Below are 16,868 nucleotides of genomic sequence, written 5' to 3'. Positions count from 1 at the left end.
GCTAGGAGCGAGCAGGGATTGCTCGACCACAGGCCACGGATCGGCCGCCCTCGTTTTGCCGACGAATCGGGTATCCGTGTTTGAATCCGTGACCATGACGGCGCTCTCCAGCGCGCTGGACGGGCTGGCCCTGCGCCAGCGCACCATCGCGAACAACATCGCGAACGTGAACACGCCGAACTACCACGCCAAGCGTGTGGCGTTCGAGGATGCCCTGGCGCAGTCTGTGCAGGCCGGCAGCGGCAGCACTGTCGCCACCACCGCCAGTTCCCTCGAGCCCACCCGCCTCGACGGCAACAACGTCAACCTCGACACCGAGACCCTCTCCAACATCGACACCGTGCTGCGGTACCAGTTCGCGGCGCAGGCCGTCAACGGACCGTTCACGGCCATGCGCTCCGCGATGCGAACCAGCTGATGACCCTCGACGCCATCGGGATTGCCGGCAGCGGCCTCACCCTGCACCGCAAATGGCTCGACGCCGTCGCGGACAACATCGCCAACGCCAACACGGTCACCGCCACCGACGGTGACGCCTTCCAGGCGCGCTACATCGTCGCCCAGGCCGGCCAAGGCACCACCGGAGCCTATGCGGCCGGGACGGCACTCGGCGACGCCGAGGGAATTCTGACCTTCGACCCGAGCAACCCACTCGCCGACGAGGCCGGCTACGTGCGCCGCCCGGACGTCGACATGGCCGAGCAGATGGGCGCGCTGATCATGGCGCAGCGCGGCTACCAGGCCAACGCCGCCGTCGTCGACCGTGCCAAGACGACCTACGAAGCCGCACTCCAGATTGGACGCTCCTGATGACCATCGGTTCGATCAACCCGATCCAGTCCGTGACCGGCACGGGATACCTCTCCGGCGTGCAGGGCCTGCAGGGTGTGCAGGGAACCCCGGGGAGCCAGGGCGCCGACGGTTCGGCCTTCGGCAGCGCCCTGGTCGGCGCCGTCGACAATCTGCAGCAGCTGCAGGCCACCTCCAACACCCTCACGGTGCAGGCCGTAACCGGAAACCTGACCGACATCCACTCGGCCACCCTGGCCTCGACTCGCGCCCAGGTCACCCTCGAACTCGTGGCCGCCGTGCGCAATAAGGGTGTCGACGCGTTCAACGAGATCATGAGGATGCAGGCCTGATGCCGCGCCCGATCACGTCGGCCTTCGCACGCCTCGGCCAGAGCATCCGGTCCTTCTCCGTCGCCCAGCGCACGGTCGCCATCATCGGCGTCGCCGTGCTTGCCCTGGGCATCGCCGCCCTGAGCATGTGGGCCACCAAGCCGGCCTTCACGCCCCTGTTCTCCGGGCTGAGCGGTTCCGACGCGAATACCATCGTCGAGCAGCTTCGCACCGACGGCGTCGCCTACGAGCTCAGCGACGGTGGCGCGACGATCCTGGTGCCGCAGCAGAACGTCTACGACGAGCGCCTCAAGGCCGCCGCAGCCGGCCTGCCGTCCTCCAGCACGGGCGGCTACGGGCTGCTCGACACCATGGGTGTCACTTCCAGCGAGTTCCAGCAGTCGGTCACCTACAAGCGGGCGCTCGAGGGCGAACTCGCCAACACCGTCAAGGCCATGAAGGGCGTCAAGAACGCCTCGGTGCGCCTGGCGATCCCCGAAGAGACCGTGTTCGCGTCGGAGCAGAGCGACCCCACGGCATCCGTCTTCGTGGAGACGGCCACCGGCAGCACCCTGAACGCCGACCAGGTGCAGTCCATCGTGCACCTCACCTCGGCCTCCATCGCCGGGATGGCACCCACCGACGTGGCCGTCATCGACTCCACGGGTGTCGTGCTCTCGGCGGTCGGCGTGGGAGCGACCGGATCCGCCGACCAGCAGGCCGGCGCCTACGAGGACCGCGTGCGGGGGGCCGTGCAGGCCATGCTGGACAAGGTCGTCGGGCCCGGCAACGCCACCGTCGTCGTGGCCGCCGACATGAGCTACCAGTCGGCCCAGCGGGTCGAGGAATCGTTCACCACCCCGACGGATGCCCCGGCCCTCAACGAGGCCGTCAAAACCGAGTCGTACACGGGCGCCGGCGGCTCCGCGGCCGGCGTCCTCGGCCCGGACAACATCGCCGTCCCGGCGGGCACCGAGGGCGATGGAACCTTCACCTCCGAGGACACCACCAAGAACAACGCGGTCAACAAGGTCACCGAGACCCGCACCATCCCGGCCGGGGAGATCAACCGGCAGACGGTCTCGGTGGCCGTGAACGCCGACGTCGTGGGTCAGCTCAACGTCGCCGACGTCACCTCGCTGGTGGCCTCGGCCGCCGGCATCGACGTGCAGCGCGGCGACGCGGTCACCGTGGAGGTAGTCAGCTTCAACGGCGGCGCGGCAGAGGATGCCGCCGCGGCCCTCGCGGCGACCGAAGCGGCGGCCGCCGCCGACCGGTTCGCAGAGATCATGCGCATCGCCATCATCACCGCGGGGATTGTCATCACTTTCGTGCTGGGGCTCATCCTCTACGCGCGTCGTTCGCGCCGCCAGAGCCGCGAGTCCATCGAGCTTGACGAAATGATGGAGGTCCGGCCCGCGCTGTCCGTGCCGGAGGTGCCGTTCCCGCTGAGCGCCCCGATCGCGCCGATCATGATCGACCCCACCCCGACCGTGGCCTATCTGCCGCCGGCCTCCGACCGGATGCGGGTGGAGATCGACGCACTCGCTCAGCGTGACCCTGCGAAGACCGCGGAATACCTCCGCGGCCTGATGGATGACCGGCAGCCCGCATGATCGACGCCCAGCCGGCCCTGACCGGCACGCAGAAGGTCGCCGTGGTGCTGATGAGCATGGAGCACCAGCGCGCCACCGAAGTGATGAAGCAGTTCACCGAGGCCGAGGCGGCCGATATCGCCGCGGAGATGGTGCAGTTGCGCCGGGTCGACCCGGAGGTGACCGAAACCACCGTTCTGGAGTTCCACGAACTCACGGTCAAGGGTGCCCATACCCGGCGCGGCGGTCACGCCTACGCGATCGGCCTGCTTGAGGCATCCTTCGGCGCGGAACGAGCGGCCGGCGTCATGGTCAAGGTGGCCTCGTCGATGGCCGGCAAGGCCTTCGAGTTTCTCGACGCCGCCGAGCCGTTGCAGATCCTCACCCTGCTTGACGGCGAATTGCCCCAGACCATCGCGCTCGTGCTCGCGCACCTGCGCCCCGGGCACGCCTCCGCCGTGCTCGGCGGCCTCGACGCCGACCTGCGCGCGGAGGTGGCGCAGTGCATCGCCGGCATGGGTACGGCCACCCCCGAGGCCGTGCGCGTGGTCACCGAGACCCTCAAGGCCCGGGTCGGCGCCGTCGCCTCCTCCCGCGACTCGGTGGAGATCGTCGGCGGCATCCAGCCGCTCGTCGAGATCATCAACCGGGCCGATGTGGCCACCGAACGCGCCCTTCTCGAAGCCCTCGATGCGCGCGATCCGGCCCTGGCCGAAGAGGTCCGGTCACGGATGCTGACCTTCGCCGACATCGTCAAGCTCGAAAACCGAGACGTACAGCAGGTGCTCCGCGGCATCGACGCGGGCATCCTCGCCATCGCCATGAAGGGCTCCGCGGACGCTGTGGTCTCGATCATTCGCACCAACCTGTCCGAGCGCAACCGGGAGATCCTCGACGACGAGGTCAAAGCCATGGCGCCCGTGCGGGTGTCGCAGGTCGAGGAAGCGCGCGCCACGATCGTGCGGGCCATCCGCGACCTCGAGGCGCAGGGGAGCATCACCGTGCAACGTGCCGAGGAGGACGACTATGTTGTTTGACGCAGCGACCGCCCGGTCGAACTTCTCCGCCGTGACCTTCCCCAGCCTGCAGGGCGAGCGGGACGCAGGCGGCGACGCCTCCCGGGCCCGGGGGCACGCCGCCGGCTACACCGCGGGACTCCGGGCGGCCGCCGCCGAGGTGGATGCCCGGATCGCGCGGCTCGACGCCGAGCAGGCCGCCGCCGGTGCCATCGGCCAGGCGCGGATCGACCGGGCGGTCGCGCTGCTGGGTGCCGCCGCCGCCGCGCTGCACGAGCGCACCGTTCCGGTGATCCAGGAGGCGGAGGACACCCTTGTCGCGACCGCGCTGGAGCTGGCCGAAGCGATCCTCGGCTACTCACTCGGCGACGCCGACGCCTCGGCGCGGGCCGCACTGGGCCGCGCCCTCGCGACCGGAGTGACCGGTGCGACCGTCACCACCGGCGCACTCGGTACCATTCGCCCGCACTCCGTGCGGATGAACCCCGCCGACCTTGCTCTGATCGACCTGATCACCCGCGCGGATGCCGGCGTGGACTTCACGGCGGACGCCGACCTCGCCCGTGGCGACGCGATCGCCGAGTTCCCCGATGGATTCCTTGACGCCCGGATCGGCACCGCGCTTACCCGCGCGAAGGCCGCCCTCACCGGAGCCCGGTCGTGACCCTGGCGCAGGCCCCCGCCTGGCGTCCGCGCGCGGGAAAGATCCGCTCCGCCCTCGACGCCGCGCGGCCCCAGCGGGTGGGCGTCGTCTCTTCGATCGTCGGTCTCGGTCTGGAGGTGCGCGGGCTCAATTCCGCGATCGGCGATCTGGTCACGGTCGGCGACGGCGGGGAGATCGACGCCGAGGTGGTCGCCACGACGCAGGGCGGCATCCGGTGCATGCCGCTCGGCCGGATGACCGGAATTCGGATCGGCGCGCCCGTGCGCTCGGACGGAACCCCGCACCTCGTGCCCACCGGCGCCGGCCTGTTCGGGCGCGTCATCGACGGCCTCGGCCGGCCCATCGATGGCAAAGGCCCTCTCTCCGGTGCCCGGTTCGTCGGCCTCGATCACGACAGCCCCTCCGCGATGGCCCGCTCCCGCATCCAGACGCCGCTCCAGTTGGGTGTGCGCGTGCTCGACACCCTCACCACCGTCGGGAAGGGACAGCGGATGGGCCTGTTCGCCGGCTCCGGCGTCGGCAAGTCCTCGCTGCTTTCGATGATCGCCCGCGGCACCGACGCGGAGGTCTCGGTCATCGCCCTGGTGGGGGAGCGCGGCCGCGAGGTGCGCGAATTCCTTGAAGACGACCTCGGACCCGAGGGGCTCGCCCGTTCGATCGTGGTCGTGTCCACCTCCGACGAACCGGCCATGATGCGGCTGCGCGCCGCCTTCCTGGCCACCCGGATCGCCGAGTCGTTCCGTGACGAGGGAGCCGACGTGATGCTGATGATGGATTCACTCACCCGGGTGGCGATGGCCCAGCGCGAGATCGGCCTCTCGGTCGGCGAACCCCCTGCCACCCGCGGTTATCCGCCCTCGACCTTCTCCCTGCTCGCCCGCCTACTCGAGCGGGCCGGCACCGACGAAACCGGGTCGATCACGGGCGTCTACACGGTGCTCGTCGACGGCGACGACCACAATGAACCGATTGCGGATGCCGCCCGCTCGATCCTCGACGGACACGTCGTACTCGACCGCAAACTGGCTGTCCTCGGCCATTTCCCCGCTGTCGACGCGCTCTCCTCGATCTCCCGTGTCGCCTCCCGGGTCAACAGCCCCGAGCAGAACCAGGTCGCCGGCCTGTTGCGCCGGGTGCTCGCCGCACGCCGCACCGCGCAGGACCTGCTCGACGTCGGCGCGTACCGGCGGGGCACGAACCCGCTTGTCGACGCCGCCGTCGACAACGAGGGCGCCATCAACGCGTTCCTCCAGCAGCGCATGGACGACCAGACCTCGGCCCCGCTCGCTTGGGACCAACTCACGACACTTACTCGAACGCTGGGGGCGCTCTGATGAAACGCACTTTCGCTTTGGCCGGGCTCCTCCGGCTACGGCACCTGCAGCAGGACCAGGCCGCCGGCGACCTGGCCCAGGCCAACGCCGTCGTTCAGGCGAACGCGGCTCGCCGGGCCGCGACCAGGGCCACTCTGCGGCACGCGCCGAGTCTGGCCAGCGGGGCTGACACGCTGTCGGCGATCGCCTCCGCCCGCGCCTCGGCGCACAGCATGTTGGCCGACATGGAGGCCCTCGGCCGCAACTACCAGGTTGCCGTCGGCGAGGCGCAGGTCGCCTTCGAAGCGACCCGTGCCGATACGGTGCGGTTGGAGAAGCTCGAGGGCAGGCACGGAGCCCTGGTCGCGGCCGACGACCTGCACCGCGAACAGACCATCCTCGACGAGATTGCGTCGACCGGCTGGCACCGCAACCGGGGCGCGGGCGGTGACCCGCGATGACCATGATCGCGGCGATGAGCCGGGTCAGCGAGATCCAGGCGACACTCGTTCAGCTCTCGGCCGGGGCGAACGCCCAGAAGGCGCAGGCCACTGCCGCAGCCGGCAGCGCCACCATCGGGGCGGGCGCGAGCACCTCGGCGAACACCTTCGCCGACGCCCTCGCGTCGGCGTCGGGCGCCGCCGCGGTCGGCCCGGCCGCACCGAACCCGGGTGGGGCCACCGGCGCCGACGTGGTCGACGCCGCGAAGAAGTACCTGGGCGTGCCCTACGTCTTCGGCGGTGAAGACGCCAGCGGCATGGACTGTTCCGGGTTGGTGCAAACCGTGTATGCCGAAATGGGCATAGACGTGCCGCGCCTCGTGTCGGGCCAGATGAAGATCGGCACCGAGGTCGGTTCCCTCGCCGAGGCCAAGCCCGGTGACCTGATCGTCACCGGCGGCGGCGAGCACATCCTGATCTACGCCGGCGACAACAAGGTCATCCACGCGCCCTACGAGGGCCGCACGGTCTCACTGGTCGAGGCCTACATGGACGACTCCGAGATCGACACCATCCGCCGTGTGATTCCGGATGCCCCGGCCGCCACCGCGAGCCCGGCGTCCTCGAGCACGGCCTCCGCTTCGTCAGCCGCCGGCAGCCAGCTCAGCGCCGCACTGGCCTCATTCATGAACGGAGCCTCCCGATGAGCGCCACGTCCGTCCGGCTGGCGCCGGCGCCCCACACCGCGGCGCAGGCGCTGGCATCCGCGTCCTCATCCGCTGCCGCGTCCTCATCCGCCTCCTCCGCCGCCGCCTCCCCCTCGGCTTCGCGTGGCCCGCTGGGTGCCCGCCCGGGTGCCGGCTCATTCGCGTCCGTGCTGCAGGGCACCCTCGTGGGCCCGCGCACCTCCACGATCGCGTCTCCGCCGGGTTCCGCGTCAACCTCATCCCGGGCTCCCGAGCCGACCTCGGAGCGCACCGCCGAACCGGCCTCCGGACCGACCACTGATCTGAGGAACGCCCTGACCGGCGCGGCGCCGGCCCCGGAGCACCAGCAGCCGAGCGCCACCCCGACCGCCGCCGGGTTCAGCCTCTCGCCACTGCCGACCGGTGCGAAAGCCACCGGAGCCGACAGTGCTGCCCTCGCCGACTCCGTCGGGACCGAGGCCGTGACCATCCCGACCGCCGCCGCCGGCACCGCCGGCACCGCCGAGACTTCCACCATCGCCGCCACCGAATCCGAAGCCGGCTCAGACTCCACGGAGACGTCCGCCGCAGACTCCAACACTTTCACCGCAGCGAACGCCGCTGGCGGTACCGCGCTTCCGGCCGGGACTCTCGCTGCCCCGATGCCGGTGCCACCGGCACCCGCCACCGTAGCACCCGCCACCGTAGCACCCGCCGCCGTAGCGCCCGTCACCGCCGCGCCCGTCACCGCCGCAGGGCCCGGTGCCACCGCAGGGCCCGTAGCCGGGACGGCATCTTCCGCCGGAGCGACTGTCGCGGGCACGGCGCCCACGGGCCTCACGGCGCCCACCGGCCTCGGCGCGGCCGCAGGGACATCCGTCGCCGGTGACCGCGCGGCCACCGTGAACCTGAACCAGGCCGAAGCCTCGGCGCCCGCCGCCCTGCTCGTGCCGCTCGGCACGCCGGCCACGGCGGCCACCCCGGCCACCGCCCCCCTTGTGCCGTCCGGCGCCCCGGCAGCACCGCCCGCGCCACTGGCCGGCCAGGTGTCCCGACCCCTGTTCACCCTGGTGGGCGCCGCCAACGGCGACCACGTGCTGACCATCAGCGTGAGTCCCGACAATCTGGGCCCGGTCACCGTGCGGGCTCACGTGCGCGGGGAGCACATTCGGGTCGAGCTGTTCGCGCCCACGGACCTGGCCCGAGAGGCGCTTCGGGCCATCCTGCCCGACCTGCGCCGGGACCTGTCGGGCGGCGGGCTGAACGCGCAGCTCACCCTGTCGGCCGACGCCCGCGCCTCGGACCCCTCGGCCTCCCGACAGGGCGGACCCGACGCCCGCCAGGAGTGGCCGGCCGAAGACGACAGGGCGACCCGAGGCGACCGTGCGGCCGGCCCTGCCGCCGACCGTGCCGCTGACCGTGCCGCCGACCGTGCCGCCGACCTCAGACTGTCTTCCCTGCGCGCCGCCGGCTCACACACCACCATCGACGTTCTCGCCTGACCTGCTGCCACCTCAGACCCCACCGACACAGACCCCACCATCCCAGAAAAGAGACCCTTTGACCATCGACGCAGTGGCAGCAGCCGCCCCGGCCGGGATGTACTCGACCGCCCCCGTGCGCGCCCCGAAACAGACCCTGGATTCCGAGGCGTTCATGTCGTTGCTGGTCACTCAGCTGCGCAACCAGGATCCCAGTTCGCCCATGGACACCAACCAGATGATCTCTCAGACCACGCAGCTGGCCATGATGGAGAAGCTCGCGGCGCTCTCAACGACCGCCGACGAGAACTTCTCCCTGCAGATGCGCGTCGCCGCAGCGGCCCTGGTCGGACAGGACGTCACCTTCACGCGGGCCGACGGCACCGTGGGCACCGGTACCGCCTCGAGCGTCTCCTACGCCGGGGCCGTTCCCCAGGTCACCGTCGACGGGACCCTCGTCGCCCTCGACCTGGTGACCGGCGTCACCTCGGGCGCGAGCGCCGCCGCCGGCACCACTCCCGGCCTCTCCGCCTGACCCACACCTCACATCCGTTCTCGTTCTCGTTTCCCACCGAAAGGCAGCACCCCATGCTTCGCTCCCTGTACTCCGGCATCTCCGGCCTTCGCTCGCACCAGACCATGCTCGACGTCACCGGCAACAACATCGCCAACGTCAACACCACCGCGTTCAAGGCGTCGGCCGTACAGTTCCAGGACACCCTTTCGCAGCTGAAGCAGGGTGCGGGTGGCCCCCAGGAGCAGGTGGGCGGCACGAACCCGGCCCAGGTCGGGCTCGGCGTGCAGGTGGCCGGGATCGCCACGAACTTCTCCCAGGGCTCCGCGCAGTCCACCGGGCGGGCCACCGACATGGCGATCTCCGGCGACGGGTTCTTCGTCACCCAACTGGCCGGCGAGACGCTCTATAGCCGTGCGGGTGCCTTCGACTTTGACGCCGAGGGTCGCCTGGTCTCCCCGGACGGTGCGATCGTGCAAGGCTGGAACGGCGCCAACGGGCAGATCAACGAGGGTGGCCCGGTGGGCAACATCACCCTGCCGCTGCAGGCCATGATCCCGGCGAAGGCAACCGGTGGCGTCACCATGGTCGGAAACCTGCCGGCGGATGCGGCGGCAGGCTCCGCCATCGTGCGCGACGTCAAGGTCTACGACGCGCTGGGTGCCGCCCGTACCCTGTCGGTCACCTTCGCGCGTACGACCACCGGCTGGACCGCGAGCGGCACCGACGCAGTGGGTACCGGCTCCACGGCCTTGACCCTCGACGCAGAAGGTGTGCTCACGGCAACCGGTCCGTTCATCGTGAACGACGTCAAGGTGAATCTGACCGCCCTGACCGGGCAGGCTGGCCTGAGCACGGCCACGATCAGCAGCCAGGACGGTTCCACGGCGGGTTCCCTCCAGTCCTTCACCCTCGGCAAGGACGGAACCCTGGTGGGCCTGTTCAGCAACGGCAGCCAGACAGCCATCGCCCGCATCGCCCTGGCCACCTTCACCAACCCGAGCGGCCTCGAGAAGTCCGGTTCCTCGGCCTACCGCGCCACCTTCAACTCGGGCCAGGCGGCTCTCGGCGCCCCCGGTGACGGCGGCCTCGGCTCGCTCAGCGGCGGCACCCTCGAAATGTCCAACGTCGACCTGTCGCAGGAGTTCACCAACCTGATCGTCGCCCAGCGCGGCTTCCAGGCGAATGCGCGCATCATCACCACCTCCGACGAGGTGCTTCAGGAGCTCACCAACCTGAAGCGGTAGCGCCTACGCCGATAACCGGCGTCGGCGGGTCGTCAGGCCGCACATTTTTGCGCGCCATACTGGAATGACCGACGTTTCAACTGAGGAGCAAAGATGCAAATCCTGGTCAACACCGACAACAACATCGCGGGTACGGACGCAGTCGTGGCGGAGGTGGAGTCCTCGGTCGAAACTGTTCTGGCCCGGTTCAGCTCCCGGTTGACGCGGGTCGAGGTCCACCTCAGCGACGAGAGCGCAGGCAGGGCGACGACCGAGGACATCCGTTGCCTGCTCGAGGTGCGTCCCGCCGGGGGCAACCCCCTCGCGGCAACCGACCATTCCTCCACGATGACCGGGGCCGTCAGCGGTGCGCTGCACAAGCTGGCCAGCGTGCTCGAGACCACGTTCGGTCGCATGGACGACCACAAGGGCGCATCCGCCATGGGTGACGACCACACGCCCTGAACCGCCTGCCTGACACGGTAAAGTTGGCCGTCCGCCTCGCCCGGGGGCTGAACCGAACCCGAGAGGACGGCCACAGTGAGCCTGATCAGGCTGAACGACGTCAGCATCCGTTTCGAGAACACCCAGATTCTGCGTGAGGCCTTCTTCCGACTGGAACCAGGCGACCGGGTTGGACTGATCGGCCGCAACGGGTCAGGTAAGTCGACGATTCTCAAGCTGGTCCTCGGCCAGGTGAGCGCGGATGCCGGCACCGTCACCCTCGAGGCCGGCACCCGGGTGGGCTACTTCTCCCAGTTCTCCGAACTGAACGGCGAATCCACGATCACCGAGGTGCTCGACGGCCTGTTCGCCCCGATCAAGGCCCTCGAGGCCGAGCTCGCGTCGATCGACGCCCGGATCGCGGCGGATTCTGCGCAGAGCGCCGAACTCGACCGGCTGATCCACCGCCAGGCCGAGCTGTTCGAAGACATGGACCGCCTCGATGGTTGGGACTACCCGCGGCGTATCGACGCCGCGCTGACCACCCTCGGGTTCGACGAGGCCCACCGCGTCTGCGCCATCGATTTGCTTTCCGGCGGTTGGCGCAACCGGGCGGCGCTGGCGAAGATCCTGCTCGAGCGGCCCGACGTGCTGCTCCTGGACGAACCAACCAACTACCTGGACGTCGCCGGCGTCGAGTGGCTCGAGGCCTGGTTCCGCTCATTCCGCGGTGCGGCCATCATCGTCTCGCACGATCGCCGGTTCCTTGACGGGGTCGTCACCCGCATCATTGAGGTCGAGAACTACCACCTGCACGAGTACCCCGGCAACTTCGGCGACTACGTGGTGCAGAAGCAGTTTCGCCTGAAAACCCTCGAGCTGCAGTTCCTGCACGAGTCGGAACTGCTCGCTTTCGAGGCGGAGGGGATCAGCGACCGCCGCGAGGCCGCAAAGGCTGCCAGCCGCACCCTCGACAGCCAACTCGCGCACATCAAGAAGACCCGCAGCCCGCGGCCCGTCGACACGATCATCACCGAGATCTACGGCGGGCTGCACGTGAAGGACTCGCTCTGCCGCATCGAGTCGCTCAGCAAGTCCTACGGCGAGAAGGCGCTGTTCACCGACCTCACCTTCGAGATCCGGCGCGGCAACCGCATCGTGGTCCTGGGCTCCAACGGCAGCGGCAAGACCACCCTGCTACGGGTTCTGGCGGGGGAGGAGAAGGCCGATTTCGGCGAGGTGGCCTGGGCCTCCGGCGCCGCCGTGGTCTCCTACAACCAGGTGCTCGACGGCCTTGACGACGATGACACCGTCAGCCACTCCGTGAACGCGATGCCGGGCAGTCTCGCCTTCACAGCGACCCGCAAGTCGGTCAACCGGTTCCTCGCGATGTTTCAATTCTCCGAGGCCGACCTCAAGCAGAAGATCGGCAACCTCTCCGGTGGGCAGCGGGCCCGCGTCGCCATGGCACAGTGCTTGCTGTCGGGGGCCGCTGTGCTCCTGCTCGACGAACCGACGAACCACCTCGACCTGGCCAGCACCCAGGTGATGGAGCGCGCCCTCATCCACTTTCCGGGGGCTGTGGTGGTGGTCAGCCACGACCGGTTCTTCACCGACAAGATCGCCACCCGACACCTGATCTTCGGCAGCGATGCGGCCGCGCCCGGCGAGATCCTGGTGCGCGCGGCGTAACCATTTCGACGGAGATTTTTGCGACAGAGCGCGGTTTTCTCGTCTTTGAGTGCGTTTTGGGCAGAATCTCCGTCGAATCAGTTCGATGGAGATTCTGGCTCCCCACACTCTTCTGTGTGTGCCGCCCCGGCGGAGCCCGTGTGTGCGGCCAACTCAGGACATCCGGCGGCCGGGTTGACCGTCCGCCGCGGACCTGTGCGGAAGCAGACCGGATTTCCGGCTCGGCCAGACGGATCTCCTGAGTTGGCCACAATCGGCGACGGATGTGGTCGTGCGGCTTTCCAGGTCGGGTCACGGGCTCGATGCGGCCGGCAGCTAACGCGCCCGGCCGGGCGGCCGACAGTGAGGCGTAACGGTTGCTGGAACCGTTCTGAACCCGGGGTGGACATCATGATCGTTGTGACGCGGCTGAACAACAGCCAGTTCGCGATCAACCCGGACCTGATCGAGCGCATCCACGCGAGCCCTGACACGACCCTGGTCATGGTCGACGGCGCCAAGTTCATCGTCACGGAGACCCTCGACGACGTCATCGAGAAGATCGCCCGGTTCCGGGCCCATGTGATCTCGCTGGCCTACCTGACGCCGGATGCCGACTACCGGCCGGGTATCCGTTCGCTCGAAATCGTCGAGGGGCCGCACGCGATCGAGGAAATCATCGAATCGGGCAGCACTGTTCCCGCCCGCCCGCGGAGGCTCTGATGGATCCGGCAACCCTGGTCGGAATCGCCATCGCCTTCGGCTCACTTTTCGCCATGATCACCCTCGAGGGCAGCAGCCTGCACTCGATCCTCCTGCCGGCACCGATGATTCTCGTGTTCGGCGCCACCATCGCGGTCGGCATCGCCGGCGGCACGATCAGGGACGCGATCTCCGCGTTCAAAGCCGTGCCCGCCGCCTTCATCGGCAAGACCACCCCGCCGCAGCAGGTCATCGACCAGGTCGTCGGCTTGGCCGAGAAGGCGCGCAGTTCCGGTCTGCTCGCCCTCGAGCAGGAGGCTGACAACGTCGCCGACCCGTTCCTGCGTGGCGCCCTGCAGAACATCGCCGACGGCACCGACGGCGATGAACTGCGCATCCTGCTGGAAGACGAGCTCGCGACCGCTACCAAGGAGAGCCGCAACGCTGCCAAGTTCTTCACCAGCCTCGGCGGCTACGCGCCCACGGTCGGCATCATCGGAACCGTCGTCTCGCTCACGCACGTGCTTGAGAACCTCGACACCCCGTCCACCCTCGGCCCGATGATCGCGGCCGCGTTCGTCGCGACCCTGTGGGGCCTGCTCACGGCCAACTTCCTCTGGCTGCCGATCGGCAGCCGGCTCAAGCGCCTCAGCGACATCGAAGTCGAACGGATGACCCTGCTCCTGGAGGGTGCGCTGGCCGTGCAGGCAGGCAGCCAGCCTCGGCTCCTCGGCGAGAGACTGCGCGCCATGGTGCCCGCGCCGGCCTCCGCCAGGGCAGGTAAACCAGGCAAACCAGGCAAACCGGGCAAACCCGGCAAGGGCCCCAAGGCGGACAAGGCGGACACGTCCCTGCCGAAGGCCGCATGAGCGGGCACGGACGCGGGCACGGCCGCAGGCGGGGCCTCGAGGAGGAGCACGTCGAGCACGTCGACGAGCGGTGGATGGCGTCGTACATGGATATGGTCACCGTGCTGATGTGCATGTTCATCGTGCTGTTCGCGATGTCTTCCGTCGACCAGGAGAAGTTTCTGCAGCTGAAGAACTCGCTCGCGACCGGGTTCGGGGCCACCGACGTCGGTAAGGTCGACACGGCCAAGGGCGTGGTCGTGACCAAGGACAAGGTCGCCCAGTCCGAGGTGACCGGGTTCACCGACATCGACCTCGCGGCGGCAGAGGTCACGGACCTCACCGCGGTGAGGGATGCCCTGCAGGCCGCAGTGGATGCCCAGGGCGTGGCCCAGGAGGTGCAGTTCACCATTGACGACCGCGGCCTGGTCATCGGGCTGATCGGCTCCGAGGCGTTTTTCGAACCCAACCTCGCCAACCTGAGCCGCCAGGCCGTGCAGGTCCTCGACGCCGTGGCGCCGATCCTCTCCGCCAACACCCGCGAGGTGAAAGTGGAGGGCCACGCCGACCGGCACGGCGTCACCACCAACTACCCCACCGACTGGGAGCTATCCGCCGGCCGGGCGACCGCCGTACTCCGCCGCCTGGTCGAGTTCGGCGGCGTGGGTCAGGAACGGGTCTCCGCCGTCGGCTACGGCTCGGCCCGGCCGGTCGCGGAGGGAGCCGATCTGGCGGCCCAGGCGCAGAACCGACGGGTCGACGTGGTGCTCCTCTCCAGCCAGCCGGAGGCGGTGCGCACGCTGATCCCCGACATCGTCTCGGGTTTCACCGCCGCCGGCACGGAACCTGCTGAAGACACGGGAACCACGGAAACCGTGGATACCACGGAAAAGACGAAAACCACGAAGACCGCGGGAACCGACGTCGACAAAGACGCGGAAAAAGCACACTGAGCTGCTAACCATCCGTTTGCCCTGACCGATAGTCCTCACCGTGACGGTCCAGGAACAAGCAGTGATTGGTGTGCCCGCTTCGGCGAAGCGCACGGTCGAGGTGTACGACTTTCGTCGCCCGACAACGCTCGCCCGCGAGCACTCCCGGGTGCTCGAACTCGCCTTCGAAACCTTCGCGCGCCAGTGGGGCACCCAGCTCACCGCCAAGGTGCGCGTCATGTCCCAGGTGAAATGCGACCACGTGCTCATGCGCACCTACGACGAATACGCGTCGTCGCTGCCTGCCACGACCGCCATGGTGCTCTGCCCAGTGAGTGGCATCCCCGCGAAAGCCGTCGTGCAGTTCCCGACCTCCGCGGCCCTGTCCTGGGTGAGCCACATGCTGGGCGGAACCGCGGTCACCATGCCGCCGGAACGGGCGTTCACCCAGATCGAGCTGGCCCTGGTGCGCCGGCTCATGGACGACGCCCTCGAGGACCTGCGTTACTCGCTGGGTTCCCTGCTCGTGCACACGATCACCGTCGGCGGCATCCAGTACAACTCCCAGTTCGCCCAGGCCGCGGCCACCGCCGACCTGATGATCGTCGCCAGCTTCACGATGCGCATCGGCGACGCATCCTGCGCCGCCACGGTCGCCCTTCCGGCGGAGGCACTGTTGCCTCAACTCGTCGAGTCGGCTCCGGAGACCGGAAGTGCTGACCCGGCCGAGCTGCTGCGCGGCCAGCTGGCCCAGGTTCCGGTGGATGTCTCCTTGCAGCTGACGCCCGCGCTGGTTCTGCCCAGCATCGTGCTGGGTCTTGCCGTGAATGATGTGCTGCCCCTTCCGCACCCCCAGCACCGCCCGCTCGACGTGGTCGTCGACGGCCACACGCTCGCCCGCGCCGCCGTCGGTTCCAACGGCTCCCGACTGGCCTGCATCGTCATCGACACCGAGGAGTCCACCCCATGACCGTCATCCCCATCGCCGTGCAGACGGCGGCCGTCGAGGCCCTGCTGGACGTGCTCCCCACCGTGACGCGGCTCCGGGCCGAGTCCTGCTCCGGTGCCGCCCTCGCCGGCCGGCTCGGCACCGCCGCGGTCGCCTCCTTCGTCGGCGTCACCTCCGCGGATCTCGCCGTCGTGCTTGCGGACCCGGCCGCCCTCGACTCCGCGTCCGGCCTCGATTCCTCGCTGATCTCCCGTCAGGACGTGCTGCGCCCGGCGTTGGAGAGCGCGTCCGGCGTCTTCGGGATCGGGGTCCTGGGGGACACCCGGTCCGACGACGCCACGGCCCTGTTCGCGGATCCCGCCACCAGCGTCTTCGAGCTGTCCGGCGACGGCCAGATCACCGGCTGGTTCGCCGTGCGGCTGCGTGACAACGGCGTCTCCAACGGTGCGGCCAGGTCCAACCAGTCCGTGTCCGGCAAGCTCGGCCGGATCAACAGCGTGCAGATGTCGTTGACCGTGGAAATCGGGCGTACCCGCATGTCGGTGCGCGACGTGCTCTCACTCGAACCGGGTGCCGTCATCGAACTCGACCGGTCCGCCGGGGCTCCCGCGGACATCCTGCTCAACGGCCGGCTGATCGCGCACGGCGAGATTGTGGTCGTCGACCAGGACTACGCGGTGCGGATCACCCAGATCCTCGATGTGGCCGAGAGCCTGACCTAGGTGGAAACCACCCTGGTCGCGCTCCGGGTGGCGCTGTCCCTGGCCGCCGTGCTGGGGCTGCTCTGGGTGCTCCAGCGCAAGCTGACGAAGGGCTCCCTCGGTGGCCGCACCCCGAACCTGGTCACCGTGGTGGGCCGGCAGGGCGTCGGCCAGAAGGCATCCGTCGTCGTCGTCGACATCGAGGGCCGCCGGTTCGTGCTCGGCGTGACCGAGCAGTCGGTCAGCGTGCTGCACGACGGTCAGGCGCCGACGGATGCCGCGGCGCCCCTCCCGGCGCCCCTCACCGCTACCCTTCCCGGACGCCGCGCGCACCACGCCGCGGCCGACTTCGCCCGCGAGCTCGACCAGGCAACGCACGCCGCGCACGCCGGCGCCACTCACGACGGCGAGGAACTCACGCCGCCGCTCATCCTCCGGCGGCGCCGGGACCGCGCCATTCCGGGCCGGATCGGCGGGTCGATCCTGTCTCCCGCCACCTGGCAGCAGACCGCTGCCGCCCTCCGGCAGGGCCGGTGACACTCGCGGCCGTGCGCCCGGATCGAAG

The 16,868-nt window shown here is 69.5% G+C and carries 20 protein-coding genes; all 20 read left to right on the top strand.

The genetic code is table 11. From position 1 onward, the window contains the following. Nucleotides 1–76 precede the first annotated feature (76 nt). The 20 genes from E3O47_RS02135 (at nucleotide 77) to E3O47_RS02040 (ending at nucleotide 16,840) form a co-directional block, all read left to right on the top strand. The gene (locus tag E3O47_RS02135; RefSeq protein WP_104099364.1) at nucleotides 77–418 is read left to right on the top strand and encodes a flagellar basal body protein; all 342 of its coding nucleotides are present in this window, start codon (nucleotides 77–79) and stop codon (nucleotides 416–418) included. Further along, nucleotides 418–810, top strand: coding sequence for a flagellar basal body rod C-terminal domain-containing protein (locus E3O47_RS02130; protein ID WP_104099363.1), 393 nt, complete (start codon nucleotides 418–420; stop codon nucleotides 808–810). The genes E3O47_RS02135 and E3O47_RS02130 overlap by 1 nt, the downstream gene beginning before the upstream one ends. Next, nucleotides 810–1,142 (top strand): flagellar hook-basal body complex protein FliE, encoded by a 333-nt coding sequence (fliE, locus tag E3O47_RS02125; RefSeq protein ID WP_104099362.1) that lies wholly within the window; start codon nucleotides 810–812, stop codon nucleotides 1,140–1,142. Before E3O47_RS02130 ends, fliE begins: the two co-directional genes overlap by 1 nt. After that, on the top strand, nucleotides 1,142–2,737 hold the full coding sequence (gene fliF / locus E3O47_RS02120; protein WP_104099361.1) for a flagellar basal-body MS-ring/collar protein FliF: 1,596 nt from the start codon (nucleotides 1,142–1,144) through the stop codon (nucleotides 2,735–2,737). Before fliE ends, fliF begins: the two co-directional genes overlap by 1 nt. Continuing rightward, nucleotides 2,734–3,753 (top strand): flagellar motor switch protein FliG, encoded by a 1,020-nt coding sequence (fliG, locus tag E3O47_RS02115; protein ID WP_104099360.1) that lies wholly within the window; start codon nucleotides 2,734–2,736, stop codon nucleotides 3,751–3,753. Before fliF ends, fliG begins: the two co-directional genes overlap by 4 nt. Continuing rightward, complete coding sequence (locus E3O47_RS02110) at nucleotides 3,743–4,396, top strand: hypothetical protein (RefSeq protein ID WP_134419405.1); 654 nt, start codon at nucleotides 3,743–3,745, stop codon at nucleotides 4,394–4,396. Before fliG ends, E3O47_RS02110 begins: the two co-directional genes overlap by 11 nt. Nucleotides 4,397–4,398: 2 nt before the next feature. Further along, nucleotides 4,399–5,730: a FliI/YscN family ATPase gene (locus tag E3O47_RS02105; RefSeq protein ID WP_134374482.1), complete on the top strand. Its 1,332-nt coding sequence runs from the start codon at nucleotides 4,399–4,401 to the stop codon at nucleotides 5,728–5,730. Beyond that, nucleotides 5,730–6,170 carry a hypothetical protein gene (locus tag E3O47_RS02100; RefSeq protein ID WP_134342027.1) on the top strand — a complete coding sequence of 147 codons (441 nt, stop codon included), beginning with the start codon at nucleotides 5,730–5,732 and terminating at the stop codon, nucleotides 6,168–6,170. The genes E3O47_RS02105 and E3O47_RS02100 overlap by 1 nt, the downstream gene beginning before the upstream one ends. Next, entirely contained in the window at nucleotides 6,167–6,856 is a 690-nt protein-coding gene (locus E3O47_RS02095) for a C40 family peptidase (RefSeq protein ID WP_134419404.1), read from the top strand. Before E3O47_RS02100 ends, E3O47_RS02095 begins: the two co-directional genes overlap by 4 nt. Next, on the top strand, nucleotides 6,853–8,337 hold the full coding sequence (locus tag E3O47_RS02090) for a flagellar hook-length control protein FliK (RefSeq protein WP_134419403.1): 1,485 nt from the start codon (nucleotides 6,853–6,855) through the stop codon (nucleotides 8,335–8,337). The genes E3O47_RS02095 and E3O47_RS02090 overlap by 4 nt, the downstream gene beginning before the upstream one ends. Nucleotides 8,338–8,434: 97 nt before the next feature. Continuing rightward, on the top strand, nucleotides 8,435–8,851 hold the full coding sequence (locus tag E3O47_RS02085) for a flagellar hook capping FlgD N-terminal domain-containing protein (protein ID WP_104099149.1): 417 nt from the start codon (nucleotides 8,435–8,437) through the stop codon (nucleotides 8,849–8,851). A 53-nt stretch (nucleotides 8,852–8,904) separates the two neighbouring features. After that, entirely contained in the window at nucleotides 8,905–10,077 is a 1,173-nt protein-coding gene (locus E3O47_RS02080; protein ID WP_104099148.1) for a flagellar hook protein FlgE, read from the top strand. Nucleotides 10,078–10,170: 93 nt separating this feature from the next. Beyond that, entirely contained in the window at nucleotides 10,171–10,521 is a 351-nt protein-coding gene (locus E3O47_RS02075; RefSeq protein WP_104099147.1) for an HPF/RaiA family ribosome-associated protein, read from the top strand. A gap of 75 nt (nucleotides 10,522–10,596) precedes the next feature. Next, on the top strand, nucleotides 10,597–12,192 hold the full coding sequence (locus E3O47_RS02070) for an ABC-F family ATP-binding cassette domain-containing protein (protein ID WP_104099146.1): 1,596 nt from the start codon (nucleotides 10,597–10,599) through the stop codon (nucleotides 12,190–12,192). A 390-nt stretch (nucleotides 12,193–12,582) separates the two neighbouring features. Continuing rightward, complete coding sequence (locus E3O47_RS02065) at nucleotides 12,583–12,894, top strand: flagellar FlbD family protein (RefSeq protein ID WP_104099330.1); 312 nt, start codon at nucleotides 12,583–12,585, stop codon at nucleotides 12,892–12,894. Beyond that, nucleotides 12,894–13,742 carry a MotA/TolQ/ExbB proton channel family protein gene (locus tag E3O47_RS02060; RefSeq protein ID WP_134372847.1) on the top strand — a complete coding sequence of 283 codons (849 nt, stop codon included), beginning with the start codon at nucleotides 12,894–12,896 and terminating at the stop codon, nucleotides 13,740–13,742. The genes E3O47_RS02065 and E3O47_RS02060 overlap by 1 nt, the downstream gene beginning before the upstream one ends. Further along, complete coding sequence (locus E3O47_RS02055) at nucleotides 13,739–14,674, top strand: flagellar motor protein MotB (RefSeq protein WP_134343327.1); 936 nt, start codon at nucleotides 13,739–13,741, stop codon at nucleotides 14,672–14,674. Before E3O47_RS02060 ends, E3O47_RS02055 begins: the two co-directional genes overlap by 4 nt. 61 nt (nucleotides 14,675–14,735) lie before the next feature. Next, the gene (locus E3O47_RS02050) at nucleotides 14,736–15,623 is read left to right on the top strand and encodes a flagellar motor switch protein FliM (RefSeq protein ID WP_104099303.1); all 888 of its coding nucleotides are present in this window, start codon (nucleotides 14,736–14,738) and stop codon (nucleotides 15,621–15,623) included. After that, nucleotides 15,620–16,324, top strand: a complete 705-nt coding sequence (fliN, locus tag E3O47_RS02045; RefSeq protein ID WP_134419402.1) for a flagellar motor switch protein FliN — start codon at nucleotides 15,620–15,622, stop codon at nucleotides 16,322–16,324. Before E3O47_RS02050 ends, fliN begins: the two co-directional genes overlap by 4 nt. Then, nucleotides 16,325–16,840: a flagellar biosynthetic protein FliO gene (locus E3O47_RS02040; RefSeq protein WP_134419400.1), complete on the top strand. Its 516-nt coding sequence runs from the start codon at nucleotides 16,325–16,327 to the stop codon at nucleotides 16,838–16,840. It begins immediately after the preceding gene. Nucleotides 16,841–16,868 lie beyond the last annotated feature (28 nt).

The sequence above is a fragment of the Cryobacterium sp. TMT2-17-1 genome (assembly GCF_004402765.1).
GTDB classification, from domain to species: Bacteria; Actinomycetota; Actinomycetes; order Actinomycetales; family Microbacteriaceae; genus Cryobacterium; species Cryobacterium sandaracinum.
This window is presented reverse-complemented; position numbering and strand designations above follow the sequence as displayed.